The organism is Burkholderia sp. Ax-1719, from assembly GCF_011753055.1.
Classification (GTDB): domain Bacteria; phylum Pseudomonadota; class Gammaproteobacteria; order Burkholderiales; family Burkholderiaceae; genus Paraburkholderia.
The window spans coordinates 28,435-51,638 of the sequence record NZ_VWWJ01000040.1; the positions used below are offsets into that span (position 1 = coordinate 28,435).

A 23,204-nucleotide genomic window follows, 5' to 3' on the forward strand; every position below is an offset into this window, starting at 1 on the left:
GGAAACGCATGCACGCAACCCCGATTCTGAGTATTGCGATCTGGATGCCGATCATTTTCGGCGTCATCGTTTTAGTAGTGGGTTCCGACCGGAACCCGGGCCGAGCCCGCTGGCTCGCGCTCATCGGTTCAGTGCTTAGTTTCCTCGTTACCTTGCCGCTCGTTTCGGGCTTCGACACCACCACGGCTGCGCTGCAGTTCGAGGAGAAGTCGGTCTGGATCGACCGTTTCAACATTGCCTATCACCTGGGCGTCGACGGCATCGCAGTGTGGTTCGTGGTGCTTACGGCGCTCATTACCGTGATCGTCGTGATTGCGGGCTGGCAGGTCATCAAGGAAGACGTCGCGCAGTATTTCGCCGCCTTCCTTGTCCTGTCGGGTTTGATGATTGGCGTTTTCTGCGCCGCCGACGGCCTGCTGTTCTACGTGTTCTTCGAAGCCACCCTGATCCCGATGTACATCATCATCGGCGTGTGGGGCGGCCCGAACCGCGTGTACGCAGCCTTCAAGTTTTTTCTGTACACGCTGGCCGGCTCGCTGTTGATGCTGATCGCGTTGCTGTATCTGTACCGTGTGACGCACACGTTCGAACTCGCCGCCTGGCAGGACGCCAAGCTGTCGATGACACCGCAGATTCTGCTGTTCGTCGCCTTCTTCTTCGCGTTCGCCGTCAAGGTGCCGATGTTCCCGGTGCACACGTGGTTGCCTGACGCGCACGTCGAAGCGCCAACGGGCGGTTCGGTGGTGCTGGCCGCCATCATGCTGAAGCTGGGTGCGTACGGTTTCCTGCGTTTCTCGCTGCCGGTCACGCCGGACGCGAGTCACTATCTGGCGCCCGTCATCATCACGCTTTCGCTGATCGCGGTGATTTACATCGGCCTAGTGGCGATGGTGCAGTCGGACATGAAAAAGCTGGTCGCGTATTCGTCGATCGCCCACATGGGCTTCGTCACGCTCGGCTTCTTTATGTTCGGCCCGTCGAGCCAGCTCGCAGTCGAAGGCGGGATCATCCAGATGATTTCGCACGGCTTCGTCTCGGGCGCCATGTTTCTGTGCATCGGGGTGCTGTACGACCGCATGCATACACGCCAGATAGCCGATTACGGCGGCGTCGTCAACACGATGCCGAAGTTCGCGGCGCTGGCCATGCTTTTTGCGATGGCCAACTGCGGCCTGCCGGGCACCTCGGGATTCGTCGGCGAATTCATGGTGATTCTGGCAGCAGTGAAGTTCAACTTCTGGATCGCATTCGGGGCGGCGTTCACGCTGATCCTGGGCGCGGCCTATACGTTGTGGATGTACAAGCGGGTGTACTTCGGCGCCATCTCGAACGATCACGTTCGCGAGCTGAAGGACATCAACAGCCGTGAGTACGGGATTCTCGTGGTGCTCGCGCTGTTCACGCTTTTCATGGGCATCTACCCGAAGCCCTTTACCGATGTGATGCACGTTTCCGTGGAAAACCTCCTCTCCCACGTCGCAGTGTCGAAACTGCCGCTGTCACAGTAATACCGAGCGGAGGAACAAAAGATCATGCCAAACGCCCCTATGTACGCTCTGCTACCCGATGCGCTGGTTCTCGCCGGCATCATCGTCGCGTGGCTCAACGACACGTTCTCCGGTCCTTCGGGCCGGCGCACGACCTATCTCATCGCGCTGCTGACGACCATCGTCGCCGGCATCTGGTTCGCGGTGAACGCCTTCGACCCGCACGTGAGTTACTTCTTCACGCGCATGTATGTGGTCGATCCGTTCGCCAGTGCGATGAAGGCCGTCGTGACGCTCGGCTATGCCGTGTCGATCGTGTACTCGCGCAAGTACCTCGAAGACCGTGACCTGTTCCGGGGCGAGTTCTTCCTGCTCGGCATGTTCTCGCTGCTCGGCCAGATCGTCATGATCTCGGGCAACAACTTCCTCACGCTGTACCTCGGCCTCGAACTGATGTCGCTGTCGCTGTACGCGCTGATCGCGCTGCGCCGCGACGCCTCGCAGTCGAACGAAGCCGCCATGAAGTACTACGTGCTGGGCGCGCTGGCTTCGGGCTTCCTGCTCTACGGCATTTCGATGCTGTACGGCGCGACCGGCTCGCTCGATCTGTCCGACGTGTTCAAGGCGGTTGCCTCGGGCCACATCAACGACATCGTGCTGCTGTTCGGCGTGGTGTTCGTGGTCGCGGGCGTGGCGTTCAAGATGGGCGCGGTGCCGTTCCACATGTGGGTGCCTGACGTCTATCAAGGCGCACCTACGGCCATGACGCTGCTCACCGGCGGCGGCCCGAAGGTTGCAGCCTTCGCCTGGGCGGTGCGCTTCCTCGTCATGGGTCTGCTGCCGCTGGCGGTGGACTGGCAGGAAATGCTGATCATTCTCGCGGCGCTGTCGATGATCGTCGGCAACATCACGGGTATCGTGCAGCGTAACGTCAAGCGCATGCTGGCTTACTCGGCGATCTCGAACATGGGCTTCGTGCTGCTCGGCCTGCTGGCCGGCATCGTCGACAACAAGGCCACGGGCGCGGCCAGCGCGTACAGCTCGGCGATGTTCTACAGCATCGTCTACCTGATCACGACGCTCGGCGCATTCGGCGTGGTGATGATGCTTGCGCGCCGCGACTTCGAAGCGGAAACGCTGGACGACTTCAAGGGCCTGAACCATCGCAGCCCGATGCTCGCCTTCGTGATGATGCTGGTGATGTTCTCGCTCGCCGGCATTCCGCCGACGGTCGGCTTCTACGCGAAGCTCGCCGTGCTCGAAGCGACGATGAACGCCGGCCTCACCTGGCTCGCCATCCTCGCGGTGATCACGTCGCTGTTTGGCGCGTTCTACTACCTGCGTATCGTCAAGCTGATGTACTTCGACGCACCGCAGGACAGCTCGCCGATCGTGAGCCACGCAAGCAACCGCGCGATGCTGACGATCAACGGTGTGGCCGTGCTCGTGCTCGGCATCATTCCGGGCCCGCTGATGTCGCTGTGCCTGCAAGCCGTCACGCACTCGCTGCCCCTGTAATGTCGGCAGCCGGTTGGTTTATCGTGTTGTTGGCGCTCGCGGGCGCCAACCTGCCGTTCTTCAATCAGCGTCTGTTCGGGTTCGTGCCGCTGCGTGCAGTTAAAAAGAGCGCGTGGATCCGCATTGCTGAAATGATCGTGCTGTATTTTGTGGTCGGTGCGTTCGGCTTCCTGCTGGAAGCGCGCGCCGGTAACCGCTTCGACCAGGGCTGGCAGTTCTACGCCATCACGTTCAGTCTTTTTGTCGTGTTCGCGTTCCCCGGCTTCACCTGGCAATATCTCGTCAAGCGCCGTCCGGCGTAGACCGACAAAAAGCGCGCGCCTCGCCCGAAAGCGAGGCGCACGCTTTTCGATTTTCTTGATCGCATCGCGGGTTGACCGCGCCTCGCTGATCCCATTCCTTTTTCCGATCCTCCCGAGGTTGAACCATGGCTGCTGAAGATCAGAACCACGACCCGGCGCTAGCCGAGACGTGCGTGGAAAGCACGACGCTCCACGCGGGCAAATTCCTTACGCTCAAGTGCGACACGGTGGCCTTGCCCGACGGCAAGCACGCCACGCGCGAATACGTCCAGCATCCGGGCGCGGTGATGGTGATCCCGCTGTTCGACGACGGCCGCGTGCTGATGGAGCGCCAGTACCGTTATCCGCTGTCGCGCGTGATGACCGAATTCCCGGCGGGCAAGCTCGATCCGCAGGAAGGGGCGCTGGCCTGCGCGAAGCGCGAACTCAAGGAAGAGACCGGCTACGAGGCGCGCGAGTACATCTTTCTGGCAAAGATCCATCCGGTGATTTCGTACTCGACCGAGTTCATCGACCTCTATCTCGCGCGCGGTCTGATCGAGGGCGAGTCGAAGCTCGACGAAGGCGAATTCCTCGAAACCTTCACCGCGACGCTGCCCGAACTCCTCGAATGGGTGCGTGAAGGCAAGATCACTGACGTGAAGACCATCATCGGCACGTTCTGGCTGGAGAAGGCGCTGTCGGGCAGCTGGCCGCTCGGGCAACCGGCGTAAGGCAGCAGATGTGTTCTAAAGACGGCGGCCCGCGAGGCCGCCGTTTTCACATCCGCGCCACAGAAAGGCTTTAGGCAAAGGCAAGCGGGCCAACGCGCGCAGCGCTACAATCGACCACCGATCGATCACGGGCCCACCGGCGGCATCGGTGTTTTCCCCGCCCGGAAATTTTACGAACGGTCGTTCACAAATTTTCATTTTGCGATACACTCCAACGCAAGCCTCGATTCCCCATGAAGGTCCTCGATTTACAGTGCCCAGACGGCCATCGGTTTGAAGGCTGGTTCGCTTCCGCTGACGATTTCGAATCGCAGCTTGCGCGCAAGCTGGTCGAATGCCCGATGTGCGGTGTCACCAACGTGACGCGCGTGCCGTCCGCGCCCCGGCTGAATCTGTCGGGCGCGAGCGCGCCTGCTTCGGCTCCGTCCGCGCGTTCCGCGCAGTCGGGTTCCGCGGCGGGACAAGCCGGGCCGTCCGCGCAGTGGCAGGCGCAGGCGCTGCGCGCGATTCGCGAGGTCCTGGAGAAAACGGAGAACGTAGGTGACCGTTTCGCCGAGGAAGCCCGGCGCATGCACTACAACGAAGCACCGGCGCGCAATATTCGCGGCGTCGCTTCCGCGGAGGATGCGCGAGCCCTCGTCGAAGAAGGCATCGATGTGATGCCGCTGCCGGTGCCGGCCGCGCTGAAGGGTCCGCTGCAATAGCCATGCGGGTCTTCGCCGCGGTTCGGGTTCGCACCCAACCAGCCGCGGCCAGGAGACAAACCGCATGGATCTCGACTACACCCCTACCGACGACGCTTTCCGCGCCGAAGTCCGCACCTGGCTCGAAGCCAACGTGCCTCAGGACGTGCGCGCCAAAATCCTCAACCACAAGCGCCTGAGCCGCGACGACATCGCGAACTGGCACAAGCTGCTTGGCACCAAAGGCTGGTCGGCGCCTGCGTGGCCCGTCGAATGGGGCGGCCCCGGCTGGACCGAAACGCAGCGCCATATCTGGGACGCCGAGTGTGGCCGCATCGGCGCGCCGCCGGTCCTGCCGTTCGGCGTGTCGATGGTGGCGCCCGTCATCATGAAGTACGGCAATGAGGCGCAAAAACGCCGCTATCTGCCGCGCATTCTCTCGGGCGAAGACTGGTGGTGCCAGGGCTATTCGGAGCCGGGTTCGGGTTCCGATCTGGCTTCGCTGCGCACCAAGGCGGTTCGAGTCCAGGACAATTTGGGCGATCACTACGTCGTCAACGGCCAGAAGACCTGGACCACGCTCGGCCAGCATGCCGACATGATGTTCTGCCTCGTGCGCACCGATCCCGCCGCGAAGAAACAGGAGGGCATTTCCTTCCTGCTGATCGACATGAAGACGCCCGGCATCACCGTGCGCCCGATCATCACGCTCGACGAAGACCATGAGGTCAACGAAGTGTTCCTCGAGGACGTGAAGGTGCCGGTCGAAAACCTCGTCGGCGAAGAGAACCGCGGCTGGACCTACGCGAAGTATCTGCTCGGCCACGAACGCACCGGCATCGCCCGCGTGGGCGCGTCGAACCGCGAACTCGCGTTCCTCAAGCATGTCGCGCTCAACCAGAAGAAGAACGGCAAGCCGCTGCTGCACGACCCGGTGTTCGCGTCGCGCGTGGCCGCCGTCGAAATCGAGCTGATGGCGCTCGAAGTCACCGCCGAGCGCGTGATCGCGAGCAGCAACAACGGTCGCGGTCCCGGTCCCGAGGCGTCGATGCTCAAGATCAAGGGCACCGAAATCCAGCAGGCGCTTACCGAACTGATGGTCGATGCGGTCGGCCCGCTGGCTGCGCCATTCGATCCGGCCTTCCTCGAAGGCGAACACGCGCATTCGGCGGCCGGCGACGACGACGCGGCCCCGCTCGCGGCCTACTACTTCAACTACCGCAAGACGTCGATTTACGGCGGATCGAACGAAATCCAGAAGAACATCATCGCGCAGATGATTCTGGGGATTTGAGGAGCGGCGCAATGGACTTCAATTTCACCGAAGAGCAACAGCAACTCGCCGACGCGCTGCGTCGCTATCTCGACAAGAACTACGGCTTCGAAGCGCGCCGGGCGATCGTGAAGACGCCCGAGGGCGTGTCGGCGGCGCACTGGAATGCGCTCGTCGAACTGGGCCTGACCGCGTTGCCGGTGCCAGAAGCGCAGGGCGGCTTCAACGGTTCGACCTTCGACATGCTGGTGGTCATGCAGGAACTGGGCCGCGCGCTGGTGGTCGAGCCGTACTGGGCGACGGCCGTGGGCGTGGAAGCGCTCAAGCTCGCGGGTTCCGATAACGCCGAAAACGCTGCGTTGCTCGAGCGCGTCGCCACGGGCGAGATCAAGCTTGCGCCCGCGTTCCACGAACCCGGCGCGCGCTACGACCTCTTCACGCTTGAAACCACCGCGAAGGAAACCGGCGACGGCTTCGCGCTCAGCGGCGCGAAATCGGTCGTGCAGCACGGCGCGCAGGCCGATTACTGGATCGTCCCCGCGCGTCTCGCGGGCGAAGTGGCGCTTTTTGTCGTGGCACGCGACGCGCAGGGCGCGACGGTAAGCGACTATCGCACCATCGACGGCCAACGCGCCGCCACGGTCACGTTCGACGGCGCGAAAGCGCGACGCCTCGGCAAGACGGACGCGGCCACGTGGGAGCAGGTCGCCGATTACGCCACCTTCCTGCTGTGCGCGGAAGCCGTGGGCGCGATCGACGCGCTCAATCATGCGACGGTCGAATACACCAAAACGCGCCAGCAGTTCGGCATGCCGATCGCGCGTTTCCAGGCGCTCCAGCACCGTATGGCCGAAATGCTGATTCACGGCGAGCAGGCGCGCTCCCTCACGTATCTGGCGGCGGCGCGTTACAGTAGCGCATCGCCCGACGAGCGGCGCCGCGCCATTTCGGCAGCGAAGGCGCGCGTGGGGCAGGCGGCGCGCTATGTCGGCCAGCAGGCGGTGCAGTTGCACGGCGGCATGGGCGTGACCGATGAAGTGGCGGCGGCGCATCTGTTCAAGCGCCTGTCGATCATCGAAACCACGCTCGGCGACGTCGACTATCACCTCGAACGCTTCGCTGCGCTGCCGGGTTTCGCGCAAGTCGCCGCGTAATCGTGGGGTTTTAGTCGTATCGAGTTGAATCGGAGAGCCATCGATGGGTTTGAGTTACGAAGATCTCGAAGTGGGCAAGGCCTATGAAGTCGGCTCGCACACGTTCGGGCGCGAGGAGATCGTGGAGTTCGCGCAGAAGTACGATCCGCAGCCGTTCCACCTGAGCGAGGCGGGCGGCGAGGCGTCGATGTTCGGCGCGCTCGTGGCGAGCGGCTGGCATACCTGCTCGACGATGATGGGCATGCTGGTGCGCAACTTCTTCAAGGACTCGACTTCGATGGGCTCGCCGGGCATCGACGAGATTCGCTGGATCAAGCCGGTGCGCGTGGGCGATACGCTGTCGATGACCAATATCGTCGTGAGCAAGCGTGTCTCGCAGAGCAAGCCTGATCGCGGCATCGTCGAAACGCGCTGGGAAGGGCGTAATCAGGATGGCGAACTGGTTGTGACGGTCAGCTCGAAAGGCATGTTTGGGTTGCGGCATCCGGGCGCTTCGGGCGCATAAAAAACACGGGAGACACTGCATGAGCGAAGTCGCTGCAATATCGGAAATTGCCGATCTGGCCGCCTTGCGCGAGCGGGTCGGCGCGGAGCCTTTCGTCAGTCCCTGGCGCGAGGTGAGCGCGGCGAGCGTGCAGGGTTTCGCCGATGCCACCGGCGACCATCAGTGGATCCACATCGATGCAGAACGCGCGCGCCGCGAGTCGCCTTTTGGCGGCCCGATTGCGCATGGTTTTCTCACGCTTTCGCTGGTGCCGGTGCTGCTGGCGGGCACCGTGAAAATCCATCAGCGCATGGGCGTGAACTACGGCCTGAACCGCGTGCGTTTCACGTCGCCGGTGCCGGTGGGCGCGAAGCTGCGCGGGCGCTTCGGCGTGAAGGAAGTGAGCGATGTGGAAGGCGGCGGTGCGCAGGTGGTCTGGAACGTGACGCTGGAAGTCGAGGGAAGCGAGCGGCCCGTCTGTATCGCCGAGTTTATTTCGCGGCATTACTTCTGATTTCGCGCACGCGCTGCAAGCAAAAAGGGCGTCGGTTTTTCACCGGACGCCCTTTTTTTATCGACTTTAAATCAGCGAGCGCTTACGCCGCCTTCGAGTCGTGCTTCGCGTACTGCGTCGCACCGAACAGCATTTCCTTGGCCTTGTCGTCCATCAGCGGCTTGCGCGCGTCCGCGAGCACCTGAACGCCGCGCTGGACTGCCGGGCGTGCGGCAATCGCGTCATGCCAGCGCTTCACATTGGGCAGCGCATCGAGATCGACGCCCTGGTTCTGCCACGAGCGCGTCCACGGGAACGCGGCGATATCGGCGATGGTGTACTCGTTGCCGGCCAGATATTCGGTCTTTTCGAGCTGCGTTTCCATCACGTTATAGAGACGCTTCGCTTCGTTCGTGTAGCGGTTCACCGCGTACTCGATCTTTTCCGGCGCGTAGATGCGGAAGTGGTGCGCCTGGCCGAGCATCGGGCCGAGACCGCCCATCTGGAACATCACCCACTGCAGCACGTCGTAGCGCGCGGCCAGATCTTCGGGCAGGAATTTGCCCGTTTTCGCGGCCAGATAGACGAGGATCGCGCCCGACTCGAACAGCGAAAACGGCTTGCCGTCGGCGCGTACGGGGCCTTCGGAATCGGTGATGGCAGGGATCTTGTTGTTCGGGCTGATGTCGAGGAATTCGGGCTTGAACTGGTCGCCCGCGCCGATATCGACCGGATGCACGCGGTATTCGAGGCCGGTTTCCTCCAGCATGATGTGGACTTTGTGGCCGTTGGGCGTGGCCCAGCTGTAGACATCAATCATCGTGACTCCTCATCGTGTTTTATTCAGCACCAGGGAGGCGCTGCGTCGAAACGTACCGTCGCGCGCCGGATCTCGCGGACGTTAGCATAGTTCGATGCGCGCCGCTAAAGCCGCGCGAGTGACCTCAATGCCAGCGTGGAAATCGTCGCGCGGCGAGCGATGGCATCATGTCGGGCAACGTTCACGGAAGGCGATTTCGCCTATGGATGCGATGGTCGATCGAAACGCTTCACCAACCCCTTTTCTCGCGGATTACACGTTTTACGAGCGGCACGAAGCGGCGGTGGGAGACGCGCCGCCTTCGCGCATCATCGACGCGGTCGCGGCATTCGACATGCGCGACGATCCGGTGATCGACACGCTGCTGCGCGTGCGCGAATGGCCCGAGCGGCTGCTGGAGCGGCTGGGCGGCAAGCATCACGAGCCGTTCGATCTCACCGCGTTCACACCGCTTTATCGCGACGATCGGGAGTTGACGTTCGGACTGGCGGGACGGTTCTGGCGGCCCGATTTTGGCCTCATGAAAGTGGCCGATGCCGATGCGTTCATCGCGCTCACGCGCAAGGACATCGCGCGGCTCGTGCTGCGTTTTCGCGTGCAGGACGACGCAACGGGCGAAGCGCGCCTGGTGACCGAAACCTTCGTCGATTGCCCGTCGTTGGGCACCAAAGTGCTGATGACGCCGTACTGGTTCGCCATTCGCGTGGCGAGTGGCTGGATCCGCAAGCGCACGCTGGCCGCCGTGGCGAGAGAGCTCGACACGGCGCCATGAGCGCGCTTCAAGAACGCGTTAAGAGCGCGTGACCGGCATCTCCACGCGCGACGCCGCGCCCGCATCCATATAGCGCGAGAGTTCGAGCTTGGCGATGGCGTTGCGGTGCACTTCGTCCGGACCGTCGGCGAAACGCAGCGTGCGCGCCTGCGCGTAGGCGTAGGCCAGCGGGAAATCGCCGCTCACGCCGCCGCCGCCGTGCACCTGGATCGCCCAGTCCAGCACCTGGCAGGCCATGCTGGGCGCGACCACCTTGATCATCGCGATCTCGCCGCGCGCGCCCTTGTTGCCGACGGTGTCCATCATGTACGCGGTCTTGAGCGTGAGCAGACGCGCCTGTTCGATCATGCAGCGCGCCTCGGCGATACGTTCCTGGGTGACGGTCTGCTGCGCAATCGTCTTGCCGAAGGCGACGCGCGACAAAGCACGTTTCGACATGAATTCCAGGGCGCGTTCCGCCAGACCGATCAGACGCATGCAGTGGTGAATACGGCCCGGCCCGAGACGACCTTGCGCGATCTCGAAACCGCGACCTTCGCCCAGCAGAATGTTCGACGCCGGCACGCGCACGTTGTCGAGCTTGATCTCCATATGGCCGTGCGGCGCGTCGTCGTAGCCGAACACCGTGAGCGGGCGCTTGACCGTGATGCCGGCGGCGTCGGCGGGCACGAGGATCATCGACTGCTGCGCGTGGCGCGGTGCGTCCGGATCGGTCTTGCCCATCACGATATAAATCGCGCAGCGCGGATCGCCCGCGCCCGACGACCACCATTTCGTGCCGTTGATGACGTAGTCGTCGCCGTCGCGCTCGATGCGCGTCTGGATGTTGGTGGCGTCCGACGAAGCGACTTCCGGTTCCGTCATCAGGAACGCCGAGCGGATCTGGCCTTGCAGCAGCGGTTCAAGCCACTGGCGCTTGTGCTCGTCGCTGCCGTAGCGCTCGATGGTTTCCATGTTGCCGGTATCGGGCGCGCTGCAGTTGAACACTTCGGGCGCCCAGATCACACGGCCCATGATCTCGCACAGCGGCGCGTATTCGAGGTTCGTCAGGCCCGCACCGCGATGCGACTCGGGCAGGAACAGATTCCACAGGCCCGCTTCGCGCGCCTTCACCTTCAGTTGCTCGACGATTTCGGTGGCGACCCACGGGTTGCCGTTGGCGCGATTGCGCTCGACTTCCGCGTGGTAGACGGCTTCGTTCGGATAGATGTGTTCGTCGAAGAACGCGAGCAGTTTCTCGCGCAGCGCCTGCACTTTCGGGGTGTAATCGAAATTCATCCAGGACCTCGCAAATAAAGCGGATTGAGTACGGAATGACGCAACTGCGAAATGAGTGAGCCGATCAGTGAACCGGTCAACGAACCTTCTGCGCGTAGTGCCACGCGAGTTCGGCCATCGGTTTGGCGCGGCGGCCGGCGTCGGCGGCCTGGGCGCTGGCGGCGGTGCCATCGACCACGCGCTTCATGATTCCCTGCAGAATGGCCGCGATGCGGAACATGTTGTAGGCGAGATAGAAGTTCCAGTCGCCGTGGATCGTCAGGCCCGTGCGCTCGCAGTAACGGCGCACATATTCCTGCTCGTCCGGAATGCCGAGCGCGGCCCAGTCCAGGCCGCCGATGCCGCGAAACTGCCCCGGATCGACGTGCCACGCCATGCAGTGATACGAAAAGTCGGCGAGCGGATTGCCAAGCGTAGACAGTTCCCAGTCGAGCACCGCAAGCACGCGCGGTTCGGTGGGGTGGAAAATCAGGTTGTCGAGGCGGAAGTCGCCGTGGACGATCGAGACGCGCGCGCCGCCTTCTGCGCCTTCATCGGGAACGTGCTTCGGCAGCCACTCGATCAGGCGGTTCATCGCTTCGATCGATTCGGTTTCCGACGCTTGATATTGACGGCTCCAGCGATCGATCTGGCGCGCGAAGTAATTGCCCGGTTTGCCGTAATCGGCGAGGCCAATGGCGTTCGGATCGACGTTATGGAGCGCGGCTATCACGCGGCTCATTTCGTCGTAGATCGCGCCGCGTTCTTCTCGCGACATGCCGGGCAGCGCCTGGTTCCACAGCACGCGGCCTTCGACGAACTCCATCACATAGAACGCCCGGCCGATCACGGCTTCGTCCTCGCACAGCGCGAGCATCTTCGCGACCGGCACCTCGGTCGCGCCGAGCGCAGCCATCACGCGGTACTCGCGCTCAATCGCATGCGCCGAGGGCAGCAGCTTCGCCTTCGGGCCGGGCTTGGCGCGCATCACGTAGCTGCGCGAGGGCGTCACCAGCTTGAAGGTGGGATTCGACTGGCCGCCTGCGAACTGCTCGACGGTAAGCGGGCCTTCGAAGCCCGCGACGTGCGCCGCAAGCCAGGCGGCGAGCGCGTCAGTGTCGAAGCGCTGCCGCTCGGCGACGGGGCGCGTGCCCTCGAATGCCGAAAAGTCGGTCGAGCGATCGTTGTTGTTGTCTCCATCCGGGGTGGCTTGCGCCATGGTTGTCTCCGTTCTCCAGTATGGGTTTTCCGCGCTAGCGCTGTGGGCGATAGCGCAGATATTGCGCGTACAGCATCTCCATCGTTGTGTTGCGCACGTCGCGGTGCAGCGGCGTAGGCGGTGCATAGTTGAGCGTGCGCACCACCCAGTCGTGCGGCGCTGCGCCGACGTCGAGCGCATTGATACAGCCCGTCGTCTGCGCGAGGTGGCCGAAAAACGTGCGCGCGCCTGCCGTGATCGCGTGCGAGAGAATCGCGCGGTTGACGCCGCCGTGCAGGACCAGCAAGGCGGTGTCCCATGACGGATCGGCGCGCAGCGCAGCCACGGCGGGCAGCACGCGGTCGAGCAGTTCGCCGATCGATTCGCCGCCGAGAAAACGCGTGTCTTCCGGCACGACGCCGTCGAAGGCGCGCAGGAATGCGTCCTCGACATCGGCGGGTGGAATGTCGGCGAGACGCCCGCCGCGAATCTCCTGCCACGCCGGTTGCTCTTCCAGCGCGATCTTCTGGCCGGTGGCGGCGAGTACGCGCTGCGCCGTTTCGACCGTGCGCCGCAAGCCGCTCACGATCACGCGGTCGAAGCGCACGCCTTGCTGCGCAAACGCCTGGCCTGCTGCGCTGGCTTGCGCCTGGCCGGTTTCGTTGAGCGGCACGGTGTCGGGATCGATCGCGCGGCCGCTGTCGTCGAAGTAGGTGACGTCGCCGTGGCGCATCAGATAGAGGCGGCGGCGCGTTGGCATCTGGAAGTCGCTCATGGTCTCGTTATCGCTTGCTCATCGCTTATAGACCGGCGCGCGTTTTTCGAGAAACGCGGTGATGCCTTCGAGACCGTCGCGATGATGCAGCGAACTCACGAAGCTTTCGCGTTCGTCGACCAGTTGCGCGTCGAGCGTCTGCAACGGCGCGGCATTCGTCAGCGTCTTGATGCGCGCGGCGGAATTCGGCGAGATTTTTGCGAGTTCGTCGGCCCATTCGAGCGCCGCGTCGAGCGCGCTGTGCGGCTTGACCACGCGGTTCACCACGCCCAGATCGGCCAGACGCGGCGCGCCGATCGGCTTGCCTTCGAGCATCACTTCGAAGGCGAGGGCGCGCGGCAACGCCCGCGAGAGGAACCACGAGCCGCCGCCGTCGGGCGTGAGGCCCACGCGCGAATAGGCCATGACGAACTTGGCGTCTTCTGCTGCGACCAGCAGATCGGCGGCCAGCGCGAGCGAGAAGCCCGCGCCCGCCGCTGCGCCTTCGACGGCCGCGATCACGATCTTGCTCGACTGGCGCATCGCTGTGGCCCAGTGCGCGAGCATGTCGATGCTGGCGGCCTGCACCGACGGATCCTTGGCGCGGTTTTCCAGCAGACGGTTCAGATTGCCGCCCGCGCAGAAGAAGTTGTCGGCGCCGGTGAGGACGATGGCGCGCAGCGACTCGTCACGCTCGGCGGCATCGAAGGCTTCGATCGCGGCGGCGTACATGTCGGGATGCAGCGCGTTGCGCGCGCCGGGATTCGACAGCGTGAGCACGAGCGTCGATTCGTGGTTCTGCGGGCGGCTGGTACGGAGTTCGGCGCTCATTGCGATGCCTCGTTCGAAAGCGGATGCTCGGGAGACGTATCCATAACGGATGCGGGCTTGCCTTTTGCCGCGATCCTGGCGAAGGTGACGGCGCAGCGCACGCCGCCCGATGTCTCAATGTTGGAATGATGTGAATTCATTGGAAGCGTGGCTCCATGATTGGCCTAGAATAGCACGGTCGTACATTTTTATGAAAAAGGTTCTGCGTTTTGCGCCGTTGCTGCGGGTTCACCCGAAGCCGGCACGCAGGCCGTCGCTCCCAGGAGGAAACGAGGATGATCAAGCTGCATGGTTTTTCGCTGTCGAACTACTACAACAAGGTCAAGCTCGTGCTGCTCGAGCACGGTATCGAGTTCGAGGAAGTGACGGCGAAGCTGCCACTCGCCGAAGCGCAACTCGCCGAATCGGTCACGGGCAAGGTGCCGTTCCTCGAAACGGAACAGGGCTTCCTGTGCGAGTCGGAAGTGATCGTCGAATACCTGGCGGCGCGTTTTCCGGACAAGCACATTTTCTCCGCCGATCTCTGGCAGGCCGCCAAGGAGCGCGAGCTGATCACGGTGATCGACACGCATCTGGAACTGGCCGTGCGCGAGCTTTATGCGGAAGCGTTCTTCGGCGGCAAGGTGAGCGACGACATCAAGAAGAGCGTGGAGAAGCGCGTGGAGCGCTATCTCGGCAGCCTCAAGCGGCTGGTGAATTTCGCGCCCTATGTGCGTGGCGCGCAGTTCAGCATCGCCGATGCGGCGGCTTACGCGAGTCTGCCGCTCGTCGGCATGGCGACGCAGAAGATCTACGGCCGTGACATGCTCGCCGAGGCTGGCGTCGACTGGAAGGCGTATCTGAAGGTGATGGGCGAGCGTGCGTCGGTGCAGCGCGTGAACGCCGACCGCAAGGCGTATATGGAAGCGGCGGCCTGATTGATGGCCTGCGCGGTGACTTGATCGATGCACTGAAGCCCCGCGCGATGCTCGTGAACGACTGGACGTTCGCGGACGCATCGAGCGGGGCTTCGTGCGGGGTTTCGTTCGGATGCGCCGCGCTTACAGCCGCGCGAGACGTTCGAGTGCGCTGGCGAGCGTGCTTTCCTGCTTCGCGAAGCAAAAGCGCACCACGCCCGACTGATGCGCTTCGTGATAGAACGCCGACACCGGAATCGCCGCCACGCCGATCTCCGCGGTGAGCCACTTCGAGAACTCGGCTTCGGGCAGATCGCTGATCGCCGAGTAATCGACGCACTGGAAATACGTGCCTTCGCACGGCAGCAGCTTGAATCGCGAATTGGCGAGACCCGCGCGGAAGAAGTCGCGCTTCTTCTGGTAGAACGCGGGCAGGTCCAGATACGGCTGCGGATCGCGCAGATACTGCGCCAGACCCACCTGCATCGGCGTGTTCACCGTGAACACGTTGAACTGATGCACCTTGCGGAATTCCGCCGTGAGCGCGGCAGGCGCGGCCACATAGCCGACCTTCCAGCCCGTCACATGAAACGTCTTGCCAAAGCTCGACACGATAAAGCTGCGCGCGGCCAGTTCCGGATAGCGCGCCACGCTTTCGTGCGGCTGGCCGTCGTAGACCATGTGCTCGTAGACCTCGTCGGAGAGGATCAGCACGTTGGTGCCGCGCACGATCTCTTCGAGCTTGCGCATGTCTTCGGCGCGCCAGACGGTGCCGGTCGGGTTGTGCGGCGTGTTGACGAGGATCAGGCGCGTTTTCGGCGTGATCGCGGCTGCGAGGCGGTCGAACGGGATTGCGTAGTCGGGCGCTTCGAGCGTGACGAACACGGGCTTGCCGCCCGCGAGTTCGATCGACGGCAGATAACTGTCGTAGGTCGGCTCGACCACGATGACTTCGTCGCCGGGATGCACGGTCGCGAGGATCGTCGTGAGGAGGGCCTGCGTCGCGCCCGCCGTCACCGTGATTTCGCTGGCGGCGTCGTAGCGGCGGCCGTAGACGCGCTCGATCTTGTCGGCGATCGCTTCGCGCAGCGCGGCGACGCCCGCCATCGGCGGGTACTGGTTGTGACCGTCACGCATGGCCTGCGATACCGCATCGACGATGCGCTCGTCGCAGCCGAAATCGGGGAAGCCCTGGCCCAGATTCACCGCGCCTTTCTCGGCGGCGAGCGCACTCATCACCGTGAAGATCGTCGTGCCGACATTGGGCAGACGCGACGGAAAAGAGGGCGTGAGCAGGTTGTGCTGGGGCTCTTGCGAAGGATGCGGTGCGTTCATGGCGCGGACGGTAGAAGACGGTGGGACGGGAAGCCTGATTGTAGGGCAGGGCTGCTGGAGGCGCTTTGGTGCGATTCAGGCTGGTGAGGCTGAATTCGCGGCGCTCAGCCCGCATTCGGCCACGAACGTATCCGGCGTGCCGATGCGAAAGCCGAAATCGCGCGCGATGCGCTTCGCCATCTTGAGCACGGCGCGGTCTTTCGAGACCAGCCACGCCGCGCCGCTCGCGCGCGCCAGTTCCAGAAACTTCTGGTCATCGCGGTCGCGGCATTGGGGCAGCGGGCGGGCGTCGGCGGGCAGTTCGGGCGGCTCGATCGGGCGCACCAGCGTGGCCAGCACGGCGAGCGCGCCGGCTTTGTCGGTGCCGCGCCCCTGGAATTGCGGATAGTCGAGCACGTGGGCCAGTTCGCCCTGGCAGCGCGTGTCGATCAGCGCGGCCAGCGCGCCGTTTTCGAGCGCGGTGCGGATCGGCCGCGTGTGCGGGTCGTCGAAGATCAGGATGTCGAGCCAGACGTTGGAATCGAGCACCACGGTGAGCGGGCTGGGGGCGCTTTGAGAAGCGGCTTGGTCAAGGGGCGTGAAACCGGTCATTCGTGAATTCGCTACAATCGGGCTTTCGCCTTTGAACATCGGCACCTGTGTGCCCGCAAGCCTCTATGATAATCGTTCTGTCGCCGGCCAAATCGCTCGACTATGACACGCCGGCGCACATCGACACCCACACCATCCCCGATTTCGTCGACGATGCCGCCGAGCTGATCGACGGCCTGCGCCGCCTGTCACCGCAGCAGATCGGCACGCTCATGAGCATTTCTGACCCGCTCGCGCGCCTGAATTTCCAGCGCTACGCCGACTGGTCGACGCAGTTCAGCCGCGACAACGCCAAGCAGGCCGTGCTGGCCTTCAACGGCGACGTCTACGAAGGCTTCGACGCGAAATCGCTCTCGCACGCCGATCTCGGCTACGCGCAGAACCACGTGCGCGTGCTGTCGGGGCTCTATGGCGTGCTGCGTCCGCTCGATCTGCTGCAGCCCTATCGTCTGGAGATGGGCACGCGCTTCGAAAACCCGCGCGGCAAGGATCTCTACGCGTTCTGGGGCGAGCGCATCACGCACGCGCTCAACGCACAACTGGAGAGCAACCGGAAGGGCGCGCGCGTGCTGGTGAACTGCGCATCCACCGAATACTTCAAGGCCGTCAAGCCGAAGAAGCTGGCGGCGCCCATCATCACGCCCGTCTTCGAAGACTGGAAGGGCGGCCGCTACAAGATCATCAGCTTTCACGCGAAGCGCGCGCGCGGCCTGATGGCGCGTTATGCGGTCGAGAACCGCATCGCCGAGCCCGAAGCGCTCAAGAGCTTCGACGTCGAAGGTTATGCATTCGATGCCGACGCATCGAACGATTCCACTTACGTATTCCGCCGGCGCATTGCCGAATGAGCGGCCCGAAAACCAGCGCTCAAAAGGCGCTGCTACAACGATTTGATTGCTGACCCAGCGAAGGAAAAGTCATGACGATTTCCATTTCCAGCCAGTTCGACGCGGGTGCGATCGACGTGCTGTCGTGCGAAGAGGCCGACAAGATCCGCCTGCGCGTGCGTCCCGATAACCAATCGGAATTCGCCCAGTGGTTTTACTTCCGTGTCTCGGGCGCGCGCGGCGAACGCTGTGTGATGACGTTCGAGAACGCCGCCCAGTGCGCGTTCCCGGAAGGCTGGCGCAACTATGAAGCGGTGGCGAGCTACGACCGCGTGAACTGGTTCCGCGTGCCGACCTCGTATGACGGCAAGGTGCTCACGATCGATCACGTGCCCGATTTCGACAGCATCTATTACGCCTATTTCGAGCCGTACGGCGAAGAGCGCCATTCCGAATTCATCGGCATGATGCAGCAACTGCCGCATGCGATGCTCACCGAACTCGGTCAGACCGTCGAAGGCCGGCCGATGTCGCTGCTCACGCTCGCGACGCCCGGCGACGACACGCCCGCCGGCAAGCCCAAGAAGACCGTGTGGATCATTGCGCGCCAGCATCCGGGCGAGACGATGGCCGAGTGGTTCGTCGAAGGCCTCGTGAAGCGTCTCGCGGGCATGGGCGACTGGGCGGGCGATCCGGTTGCGCGCAAGATCTTCGATCACGCGGTGTTCCACATCGTGCCGAACATGAACCCGGACGGCAGCCGCCACGGCAATCTGCGCACCAATGCGGCAGGCGCGAACCTGAACCGCGAATGGATGGAGCCGGACGCGCAGCGCAGCCCCGAAGTGCTGCTGGTGCGCGAGGCGATCGAGGACACCGGCTGCGATCTGTTCTTCGATATCCACGGCGACGAAACGCTGCCGTACGTGTTCGTGGCGGGTTCGGAAATGCTGCCGGGTTTCACCGACCAGCAGCGCAAGGAGCAGACCGCCTTCATCGAAGCGTTCAAGATCGCGAGTCCCGACTTCCAGGACAAGCACGGCTACGAAGCGAGCCGCTATCGCGAAGACGCGCTCAAGCTGGCGTCGAAGTACATCGGCCACAAGTACGGCTGCCTGTCGCTCACGCTGGAAATGCCGTTCAAGGACAACGCCAACCTGCCCGACGAACGCGTGGGCTGGAACGGCGAGCGCAGCGCCGCGCTGGGCGCCGCGATGCTGCAAGCCATCCTGCATCACTGCGAGACGTTTGCTTAAGTCGCGTAGTGTCTGCCGCGTGGTGAGCGCGGCGGGATGAAAAAGGGGGAAGCGGTGTGAGCCGCTTCCCCCTTTGTGCTTTCATGCTGCGATCGCTTCATGGCGAAGCGCGCGATGAAGCGTGCAAACTTATTGCGTCGTCGACTTCTTTTTGGTGGAGGTCTTCTTCGCGGTGGACTTCGAGGATTTGGACGCGGACTTCGTGCTGCTCTTGGACGTCGCCGACGACTTGTGACTCGATTTGCCCGAGGTCGCTTTCTTCGAGCCCTTGCTCTTGCCCTTGCCGGTGGCCTTCTTCGACTTGCCGCCATGTCTGCTGCTCACGTGCGCGGCCGTACCGCCGGCTGCGGCGCCGCTTTCGCTATGCGCGCGCGACGGCGGAACCGGGTCGTTCCAGCTGAACGCGAGGATCTGCTGGCCGACATAGCCGCAGCGGAACTTGAGATCGTAGGGCTCGTGGCTGCTGTCCTGCGGAACGCCGACGCCATCGACGGTCACGATCGTATCGACCTTCACGCGCTGCTTGCCTTCGTCGAACGAATCGTTCCAAGGCGTCACGGTGGCGTGCGCGCTATCGAAGGAGCTGGGCGGAAAATCGACGTGATCGAGCACAGTCGACGTACTGGCGATGAACTTGCCATGCGCCGCGCAACTGGCGACGAGCGGATCGGCGTGCATCTGCGTGACGTAGGTATTGACGAGATCGTTTTGCTGTTCGAGCTGATCGGCCTGGGCGGGGAGCGAGCACATCAGCGCAAGGCTCGCGGCGCAGGCGGCCAGTCGGCCGAATACGGTCAGCAACTGGCGGGATGCGTTGTTGCGGTCCATCTGATTGTTCTGGATGACTGGATGAGGGTGGGACGTCAGGCACCGTAAGATGCCGCGGCGCGGGAATGAGTTCCGGGCCGGCAACAAATAATTCGTACAAACGGCTGATGCGATCGATACGCGCGCGGCTGGCGGACAAAACGAGCAGGCCGTGCGCGTTCCAACGCCGGGTCATTCTAGCGCAGGCTTACAGTGCGGCGTTCGAGGAATCTGTCGGAAGGAGCTGCGGCGCGGTCTGGATACACGTGCGCATGAAGGTGCGACGCGCGGCGATCAGGCGCGCGGGCCGCCAAGGCGATAGCGCCGCACATCGTAGGTCGTGACCCAGGCGGGGCGATAGACGGCGATCAGCGCGGTGGCCATGCCGGTGAACCACGCTTCGCCCGAGGCGAGCAGGAATACGCTGAACGCATAACCTGCGGGCACGGTAAGCATCGAACCATTGTTGAGCGCCATATGCGTGCCGAGCGCGAGATACGCAGCCGCCGAAACGGCAATCGCCGGAGAGACGAAACCCTGGCCGATGATAAACATGAAGAGGTTGCGTGGCAGCCAGGCGATGCAGGCGCGTTGCAGCAGCGTCGAAACCCCCACCGGAAACGCGCCGAATACGAGGAAGGTGAGGGCGACGCCATCCCACGGCGCGTCGAATACCACGGCGGCGAGCACGACCACAACGGCCATGGCCACGAGCGCGAGGCCCCAGTCGAACAGCGTGACGACGAGGGTCGCGCCGAGCAGGTGCAGCACAGTGCCGTCCTCAAGCCACGCGTTACTCGCCCACAGCACGGAAACGGCCACGATGATGGCGAGCCAGACGTGCTGGAGCGTCGCGTCCTGTAGACGCTTGAACGGGTTGTTCCATAACGCGAGCGCAAGTAATCCCGCCGATGCAATCCATGCAACGACGATCACCCAGAGCGGCAGCGGCGTGTAGAGGAATCCCATGTGCTTCATATTACTCGTTGGAGGGCAAAAGGTGTGCGCATCCGGGCGGCGCCTCCTGTTCTTCGCTCGTCTCAGGTTGCGATGCGGCGAGCGGCGCAGGCGGCGCGAGCGCGTCCGGCGAGGCGGTGCTGTAGGACGTGGCGGGTTCTGCGGCGAGTGGTAGCGCTTCGAGGGTGTCGTCTGTCTGCAACGGATAGAGGAAGGCCGTTTTGCTGCGCTTGCGTAACGGTACCTGACCGTGCTCGCCATAAGCAGGTTTGGGTGCGCTTTCGCGGCGCGCGCGCAGTACCTGCAACTGGCTGGACAGCAGGCCGTTGTAGATCGCTACGGCGGCCGCGCGGTTGGGCGCGCCGAGCTGCTGGAAGATGCTCGCCAGATGGACCTTGACGGTGCCTTCGCTGATGCCGAGCGCGCGCGCGATCATCTTGTTCGTACTGCCCATATGCACGCAACGCAGGATCTGCTCCTGGCGCGGCGAGAGTTCGATCTTGCGCGTGCCCTTGCGCCGCACAGCGGTGGCTCGCGAGTTGCGGCGCGGCGGCACCGGCCGGGGACCGGGCGGGCAAGACGACGGAGCGAAGATGTCGGCGGGCAGATGATCGCCACCAAGCATGATCAGTTCGAGCAGCTTGACGATAAGAATCGAATCCGTGGTGCGACGGATGATGCCGCGCGCGCCTTCGTCGAGAATCGCCCGTACGCGATGGGGCGGTTCGTTGCGGTCGACGAGCACGGCGATGGGCAGTGTCTTATGCCGGTTTGCGAAGTGGCGCAGTTCGCCGGGAAGGATGCCCTCGTGCCAGTCGATCACCAGAAGGTTCGGCGAAAAGCGTTGCATCGCGCGTTCTGCGCTGCGCCAGTCGGGTGCGTCGTTAAAGCGTGCGCGCCGGTCGATTTGTCGTAGCAGCGCCTTGAGCCCTTCGCGTCGTTCGGCGTCCGGATTGAATACTGCAAACCGCATGGGAATGCCCTCCTCTCGTATCAGGCCTCTGAAATTTTGGGTGCGACAGCGTGTGCGCGCCGTGTTAAAGCCGGGCCAACAGCACCATCATGACAAAAAGAAAGGCTTCCGACGGCCTGTCCAGATGGCGTAGGACGTAGGGCAAAAAAAAGTCCCGCACTCAGGCGGGACTCGGTAGGAAAACGTCAGTTTGCTTAGTGGAAGTGTGGCTGAACAGGCTCAGCATCTTCCGGCATCTCTGCATGAACAATCTCACCAAGGGGATCGGCATAGAGCGGCACACCGCAATCGTCGCAGTACTCCGGCTCGAAGCGGCCGGCGTGACGGCGGATATCGGTGATGCCCGATTCCTTCAGCAGTGCGACGATCTCCTCGATCGGACCGCCTCCTACATTTTCCTCGGACGGTTCTTCGTCGATGTCAGCGTCGCCATTCTCGCGGCCATAAAGCGGCCACACGACACCGTAGAGAACGTCATTGCTGCCGCGCTTGGTGAAGCCGACGCGGTATTCGTCGATGCGACGTTCGCCAAAGCCCGCGACGACCGCGCGCAGGTCCTGAGCGGTCGCGCCGATCGTATCGAGCAGGTAGCGCACGGCGGTACGGATCGTGTGTGGGCGCACGCGCTCGTCGGCGTCGCGGCAGGCCGAGTAATAGGCGTCCGGCAGCAGGCATTCGAATTCGCAGCCCGGCATGACGACGGCCAGGTTGGCGCCGCCTTGCGTGGCCCATTGTTCGAGGCATTGGCCGCGCTCGATGCGCGAGCCGTTTTCTTCCTCCTGCCAACGGAACAGCGGTGTACCGACGGGGGCAGCGACGACGGCCAGCAGAAAACGCGGATCGGCGAGGATCGGGGAGGTCTCCGGCAGCTCGCTCGCGCTGATCTTTGCCGCCGTGCCGTTGAGTGCGGCTTGCGTGAGTTGCTGGGCGAGACGCCAGGTTTCGACGTGGTGGCGCGGCAGTTGGTCGATGCTATAGAGATAGGGCGCCATCGCGACGCGCGAGCCGTTCGCCAGCACGTGAGCCTGCAGGTGCGTGCGCAGGGCGTCCGATGCTTCCGCTTTCAGCGGACCCGACGGAATCACGTAGCGCGTCCAGGCGAGCACGGGCGCGGCCACCAGCAGCGTCTCATATTGCACACCTTCGTGCTCGACCACGAACGACTCGCTGTGGGTCTCGGCCATGTCCGCGAGCGCGCCGTAGGCATCCGGATGGTTCTGCTGCAGATGATCGAGCGCGGCGTCGAGCGTAGTCTGATTGCCGTTGCGCACGACCTTCGCTAGCAGCGTGTCGAGCTTGGCCTCCCAGAAGCGGTCTTCGGTGCGGCTGCCCGAAGCGAACAGGGCGAGCGACAGGCCGACAAGTTTGTCGGCGTCAGGAGGGAGGCGTTTGGCGATTCGCGAGCGCATAAATCTTGTGAGTTTGGGATGCGGAGAACCCCATATTCTAGTCGGTTCCGCGCGGGCCATCGGTTTGGCCTACAGGAGGGCGCTGGCGGGCGTGTTGCGGCGTCGCAAGGGCGCGGTATTGAGATGGCTGCGGATTGGTTGGCGAGGGCGGTGCAAGAAAGCACTTGCAATGTGTCATCTGCGTGACTAGAATTGCGCTCCTTCGCTGTTCAGCCTGATCGGCAGCGAAGCCTGCCGCGAGAAACGGCGGGACGCTCCGGCGGCATCTTTTCCTGCTTTTAAGCAGTGACCTAAAAAAAGATGTTGACGGATCGGAAAAGAGTCTGCATAATCTCGTTTCTCTGCTGCAGACGCAGCAACGCAGAACCCGCCGGTAGCTGGATCGCTGGTGTGAAGTTCGCGGATCGATCTTTA

General features: G+C 63.5%; 24 protein-coding genes. 13 read left to right on the forward strand and 11 right to left on the reverse strand.

The features are described 5' to 3' along the window. Positions 1 to 8: 8 nt before the first annotated feature. The 9 genes from F3J17_RS34025 (at position 9) to F3J17_RS34065 (ending at position 8,128) form a co-directional block, all read left to right on the forward strand. Positions 9 to 1,508 carry an NADH-quinone oxidoreductase subunit M gene (locus tag F3J17_RS34025; RefSeq protein ID WP_167069907.1) on the forward strand — a complete coding sequence of 500 codons (1,500 nt, stop codon included), beginning with the start codon at positions 9 to 11 and terminating at the stop codon, positions 1,506 to 1,508. A 24-nt stretch (positions 1,509 to 1,532) separates the two neighbouring features. After that, positions 1,533 to 3,005, forward strand: a complete 1,473-nt coding sequence (gene nuoN / locus F3J17_RS34030) for an NADH-quinone oxidoreductase subunit NuoN (protein WP_167069908.1) — start codon at positions 1,533 to 1,535, stop codon at positions 3,003 to 3,005. After that, positions 3,005 to 3,307 (forward strand): DUF2818 family protein, encoded by a 303-nt coding sequence (locus tag F3J17_RS34035; protein ID WP_167069910.1) that lies wholly within the window; start codon positions 3,005 to 3,007, stop codon positions 3,305 to 3,307. The genes nuoN and F3J17_RS34035 overlap by 1 nt, the downstream gene beginning before the upstream one ends. Before the next feature lie 125 nt (positions 3,308 to 3,432). Continuing rightward, complete coding sequence (locus F3J17_RS34040) at positions 3,433 to 4,020, forward strand: NUDIX hydrolase (protein ID WP_167069912.1); 588 nt, start codon at positions 3,433 to 3,435, stop codon at positions 4,018 to 4,020. Positions 4,021 to 4,253: 233 nt separating this feature from the next. Continuing rightward, a complete protein-coding gene (locus tag F3J17_RS34045) occupies positions 4,254 to 4,724 on the forward strand; it encodes a DUF1178 family protein (RefSeq protein ID WP_167069914.1) in 471 nt (156 codons plus the stop codon). A gap of 64 nt (positions 4,725 to 4,788) precedes the next feature. Continuing rightward, positions 4,789 to 5,997, forward strand: coding sequence for an acyl-CoA dehydrogenase family protein (locus F3J17_RS34050; protein ID WP_167069916.1), 1,209 nt, complete (start codon positions 4,789 to 4,791; stop codon positions 5,995 to 5,997). Positions 5,998 to 6,008: 11 nt separating this feature from the next. Then, positions 6,009 to 7,130 (forward strand): acyl-CoA dehydrogenase, encoded by a 1,122-nt coding sequence (locus F3J17_RS34055; RefSeq protein ID WP_167069918.1) that lies wholly within the window; start codon positions 6,009 to 6,011, stop codon positions 7,128 to 7,130. Positions 7,131 to 7,173: 43 nt separating this feature from the next. Next, the gene (locus F3J17_RS34060; RefSeq protein ID WP_167069920.1) at positions 7,174 to 7,635 is read left to right on the forward strand and encodes a MaoC family dehydratase; all 462 of its coding nucleotides are present in this window, start codon (positions 7,174 to 7,176) and stop codon (positions 7,633 to 7,635) included. Positions 7,636 to 7,654: 19 nt separating this feature from the next. After that, positions 7,655 to 8,128 (forward strand): MaoC family dehydratase, encoded by a 474-nt coding sequence (locus tag F3J17_RS34065; protein ID WP_167069922.1) that lies wholly within the window; start codon positions 7,655 to 7,657, stop codon positions 8,126 to 8,128. 82 nt (positions 8,129 to 8,210) lie between these two features. Here the strand turns inward: F3J17_RS34065 and F3J17_RS34070 are convergent, their stop codons facing one another. Next, positions 8,211 to 8,927, reverse strand: a complete 717-nt coding sequence (locus tag F3J17_RS34070; protein ID WP_167069924.1) for a glutathione binding-like protein — start codon at positions 8,925 to 8,927, stop codon at positions 8,211 to 8,213. Between the two features lie 202 nt (positions 8,928 to 9,129). Between F3J17_RS34070 and F3J17_RS34075 the strand changes: the two genes are divergently transcribed. Next, positions 9,130 to 9,699, forward strand: coding sequence for a hypothetical protein (locus F3J17_RS34075; RefSeq protein ID WP_167069926.1), 570 nt, complete (start codon positions 9,130 to 9,132; stop codon positions 9,697 to 9,699). 18 nt (positions 9,700 to 9,717) lie between these two features. On the opposite strand, the gene F3J17_RS34080 is transcribed toward F3J17_RS34075, so the two are convergent. The 4 genes from F3J17_RS34080 to F3J17_RS34095 form a co-directional block, all read right to left on the reverse strand. After that, positions 9,718 to 10,977, reverse strand: a complete 1,260-nt coding sequence (locus F3J17_RS34080) for an acyl-CoA dehydrogenase family protein (RefSeq protein ID WP_167069928.1) — start codon at positions 10,975 to 10,977, stop codon at positions 9,718 to 9,720. Positions 10,978 to 11,053: 76 nt separating this feature from the next. After that, the gene (locus F3J17_RS34085; RefSeq protein ID WP_167069930.1) at positions 11,054 to 12,175 is read right to left on the reverse strand and encodes a phosphotransferase; all 1,122 of its coding nucleotides are present in this window, start codon (positions 12,173 to 12,175) and stop codon (positions 11,054 to 11,056) included. A gap of 34 nt (positions 12,176 to 12,209) precedes the next feature. After that, on the reverse strand, positions 12,210 to 12,929 hold the full coding sequence (locus F3J17_RS34090; protein ID WP_167069932.1) for a histidine phosphatase family protein: 720 nt from the start codon (positions 12,927 to 12,929) through the stop codon (positions 12,210 to 12,212). Positions 12,930 to 12,947: 18 nt separating this feature from the next. Beyond that, complete coding sequence (locus F3J17_RS34095) at positions 12,948 to 13,739, reverse strand: enoyl-CoA hydratase (protein ID WP_167069934.1); 792 nt, start codon at positions 13,737 to 13,739, stop codon at positions 12,948 to 12,950. Positions 13,740 to 14,014: 275 nt separating this feature from the next. Between F3J17_RS34095 and F3J17_RS34100 the strand changes: the two genes are divergently transcribed. Continuing rightward, positions 14,015 to 14,656 carry a glutathione S-transferase gene (locus F3J17_RS34100; RefSeq protein WP_167069936.1) on the forward strand — a complete coding sequence of 214 codons (642 nt, stop codon included), beginning with the start codon at positions 14,015 to 14,017 and terminating at the stop codon, positions 14,654 to 14,656. 123 nt (positions 14,657 to 14,779) lie between these two features. On the opposite strand, the gene F3J17_RS34105 is transcribed toward F3J17_RS34100, so the two are convergent. Together F3J17_RS34105 and F3J17_RS34110 are read right to left on the reverse strand one after the other, a co-directional pair. Continuing rightward, positions 14,780 to 15,970 carry a pyridoxal phosphate-dependent aminotransferase gene (locus F3J17_RS34105; protein WP_167069938.1) on the reverse strand — a complete coding sequence of 397 codons (1,191 nt, stop codon included), beginning with the start codon at positions 15,968 to 15,970 and terminating at the stop codon, positions 14,780 to 14,782. A gap of 75 nt (positions 15,971 to 16,045) precedes the next feature. Further along, positions 16,046 to 16,561 carry a putative toxin-antitoxin system toxin component, PIN family gene (locus F3J17_RS34110; protein ID WP_167069940.1) on the reverse strand — a complete coding sequence of 172 codons (516 nt, stop codon included), beginning with the start codon at positions 16,559 to 16,561 and terminating at the stop codon, positions 16,046 to 16,048. Positions 16,562 to 16,626: 65 nt separating this feature from the next. Between F3J17_RS34110 and yaaA the strand changes: the two genes are divergently transcribed. After that, positions 16,627 to 17,409 carry a peroxide stress protein YaaA gene (gene yaaA / locus F3J17_RS34115; RefSeq protein ID WP_167069942.1) on the forward strand — a complete coding sequence of 261 codons (783 nt, stop codon included), beginning with the start codon at positions 16,627 to 16,629 and terminating at the stop codon, positions 17,407 to 17,409. Positions 17,410 to 17,480: 71 nt separating this feature from the next. Then, positions 17,481 to 18,644 (forward strand): M14-type cytosolic carboxypeptidase, encoded by a 1,164-nt coding sequence (locus tag F3J17_RS34120; RefSeq protein WP_167069944.1) that lies wholly within the window; start codon positions 17,481 to 17,483, stop codon positions 18,642 to 18,644. A gap of 129 nt (positions 18,645 to 18,773) precedes the next feature. Here F3J17_RS34120 and F3J17_RS34125 read toward each other — a convergent pair whose 3' ends face one another. The 4 genes from F3J17_RS34125 to F3J17_RS34140 all read right to left on the reverse strand — a co-directional run bounded on the left by F3J17_RS34125 (position 18,774) and on the right by F3J17_RS34140 (position 22,790). Beyond that, the gene (locus F3J17_RS34125; protein WP_167069946.1) at positions 18,774 to 19,472 is read right to left on the reverse strand and encodes a hypothetical protein; all 699 of its coding nucleotides are present in this window, start codon (positions 19,470 to 19,472) and stop codon (positions 18,774 to 18,776) included. Between the two features lie 273 nt (positions 19,473 to 19,745). Beyond that, positions 19,746 to 20,420, reverse strand: coding sequence for an energy-coupling factor ABC transporter permease (locus F3J17_RS34130; RefSeq protein WP_167069957.1), 675 nt, complete (start codon positions 20,418 to 20,420; stop codon positions 19,746 to 19,748). A 10-nt stretch (positions 20,421 to 20,430) separates the two neighbouring features. Further along, a complete protein-coding gene (locus F3J17_RS34135) occupies positions 20,431 to 21,381 on the reverse strand; it encodes a response regulator transcription factor (protein WP_167069948.1) in 951 nt (316 codons plus the stop codon). Between the two features lie 194 nt (positions 21,382 to 21,575). Continuing rightward, a complete protein-coding gene (locus tag F3J17_RS34140; RefSeq protein WP_167069949.1) occupies positions 21,576 to 22,790 on the reverse strand; it encodes a DUF2863 family protein in 1,215 nt (404 codons plus the stop codon). Positions 22,791 to 23,204: the final 414 nt, after the last annotated feature.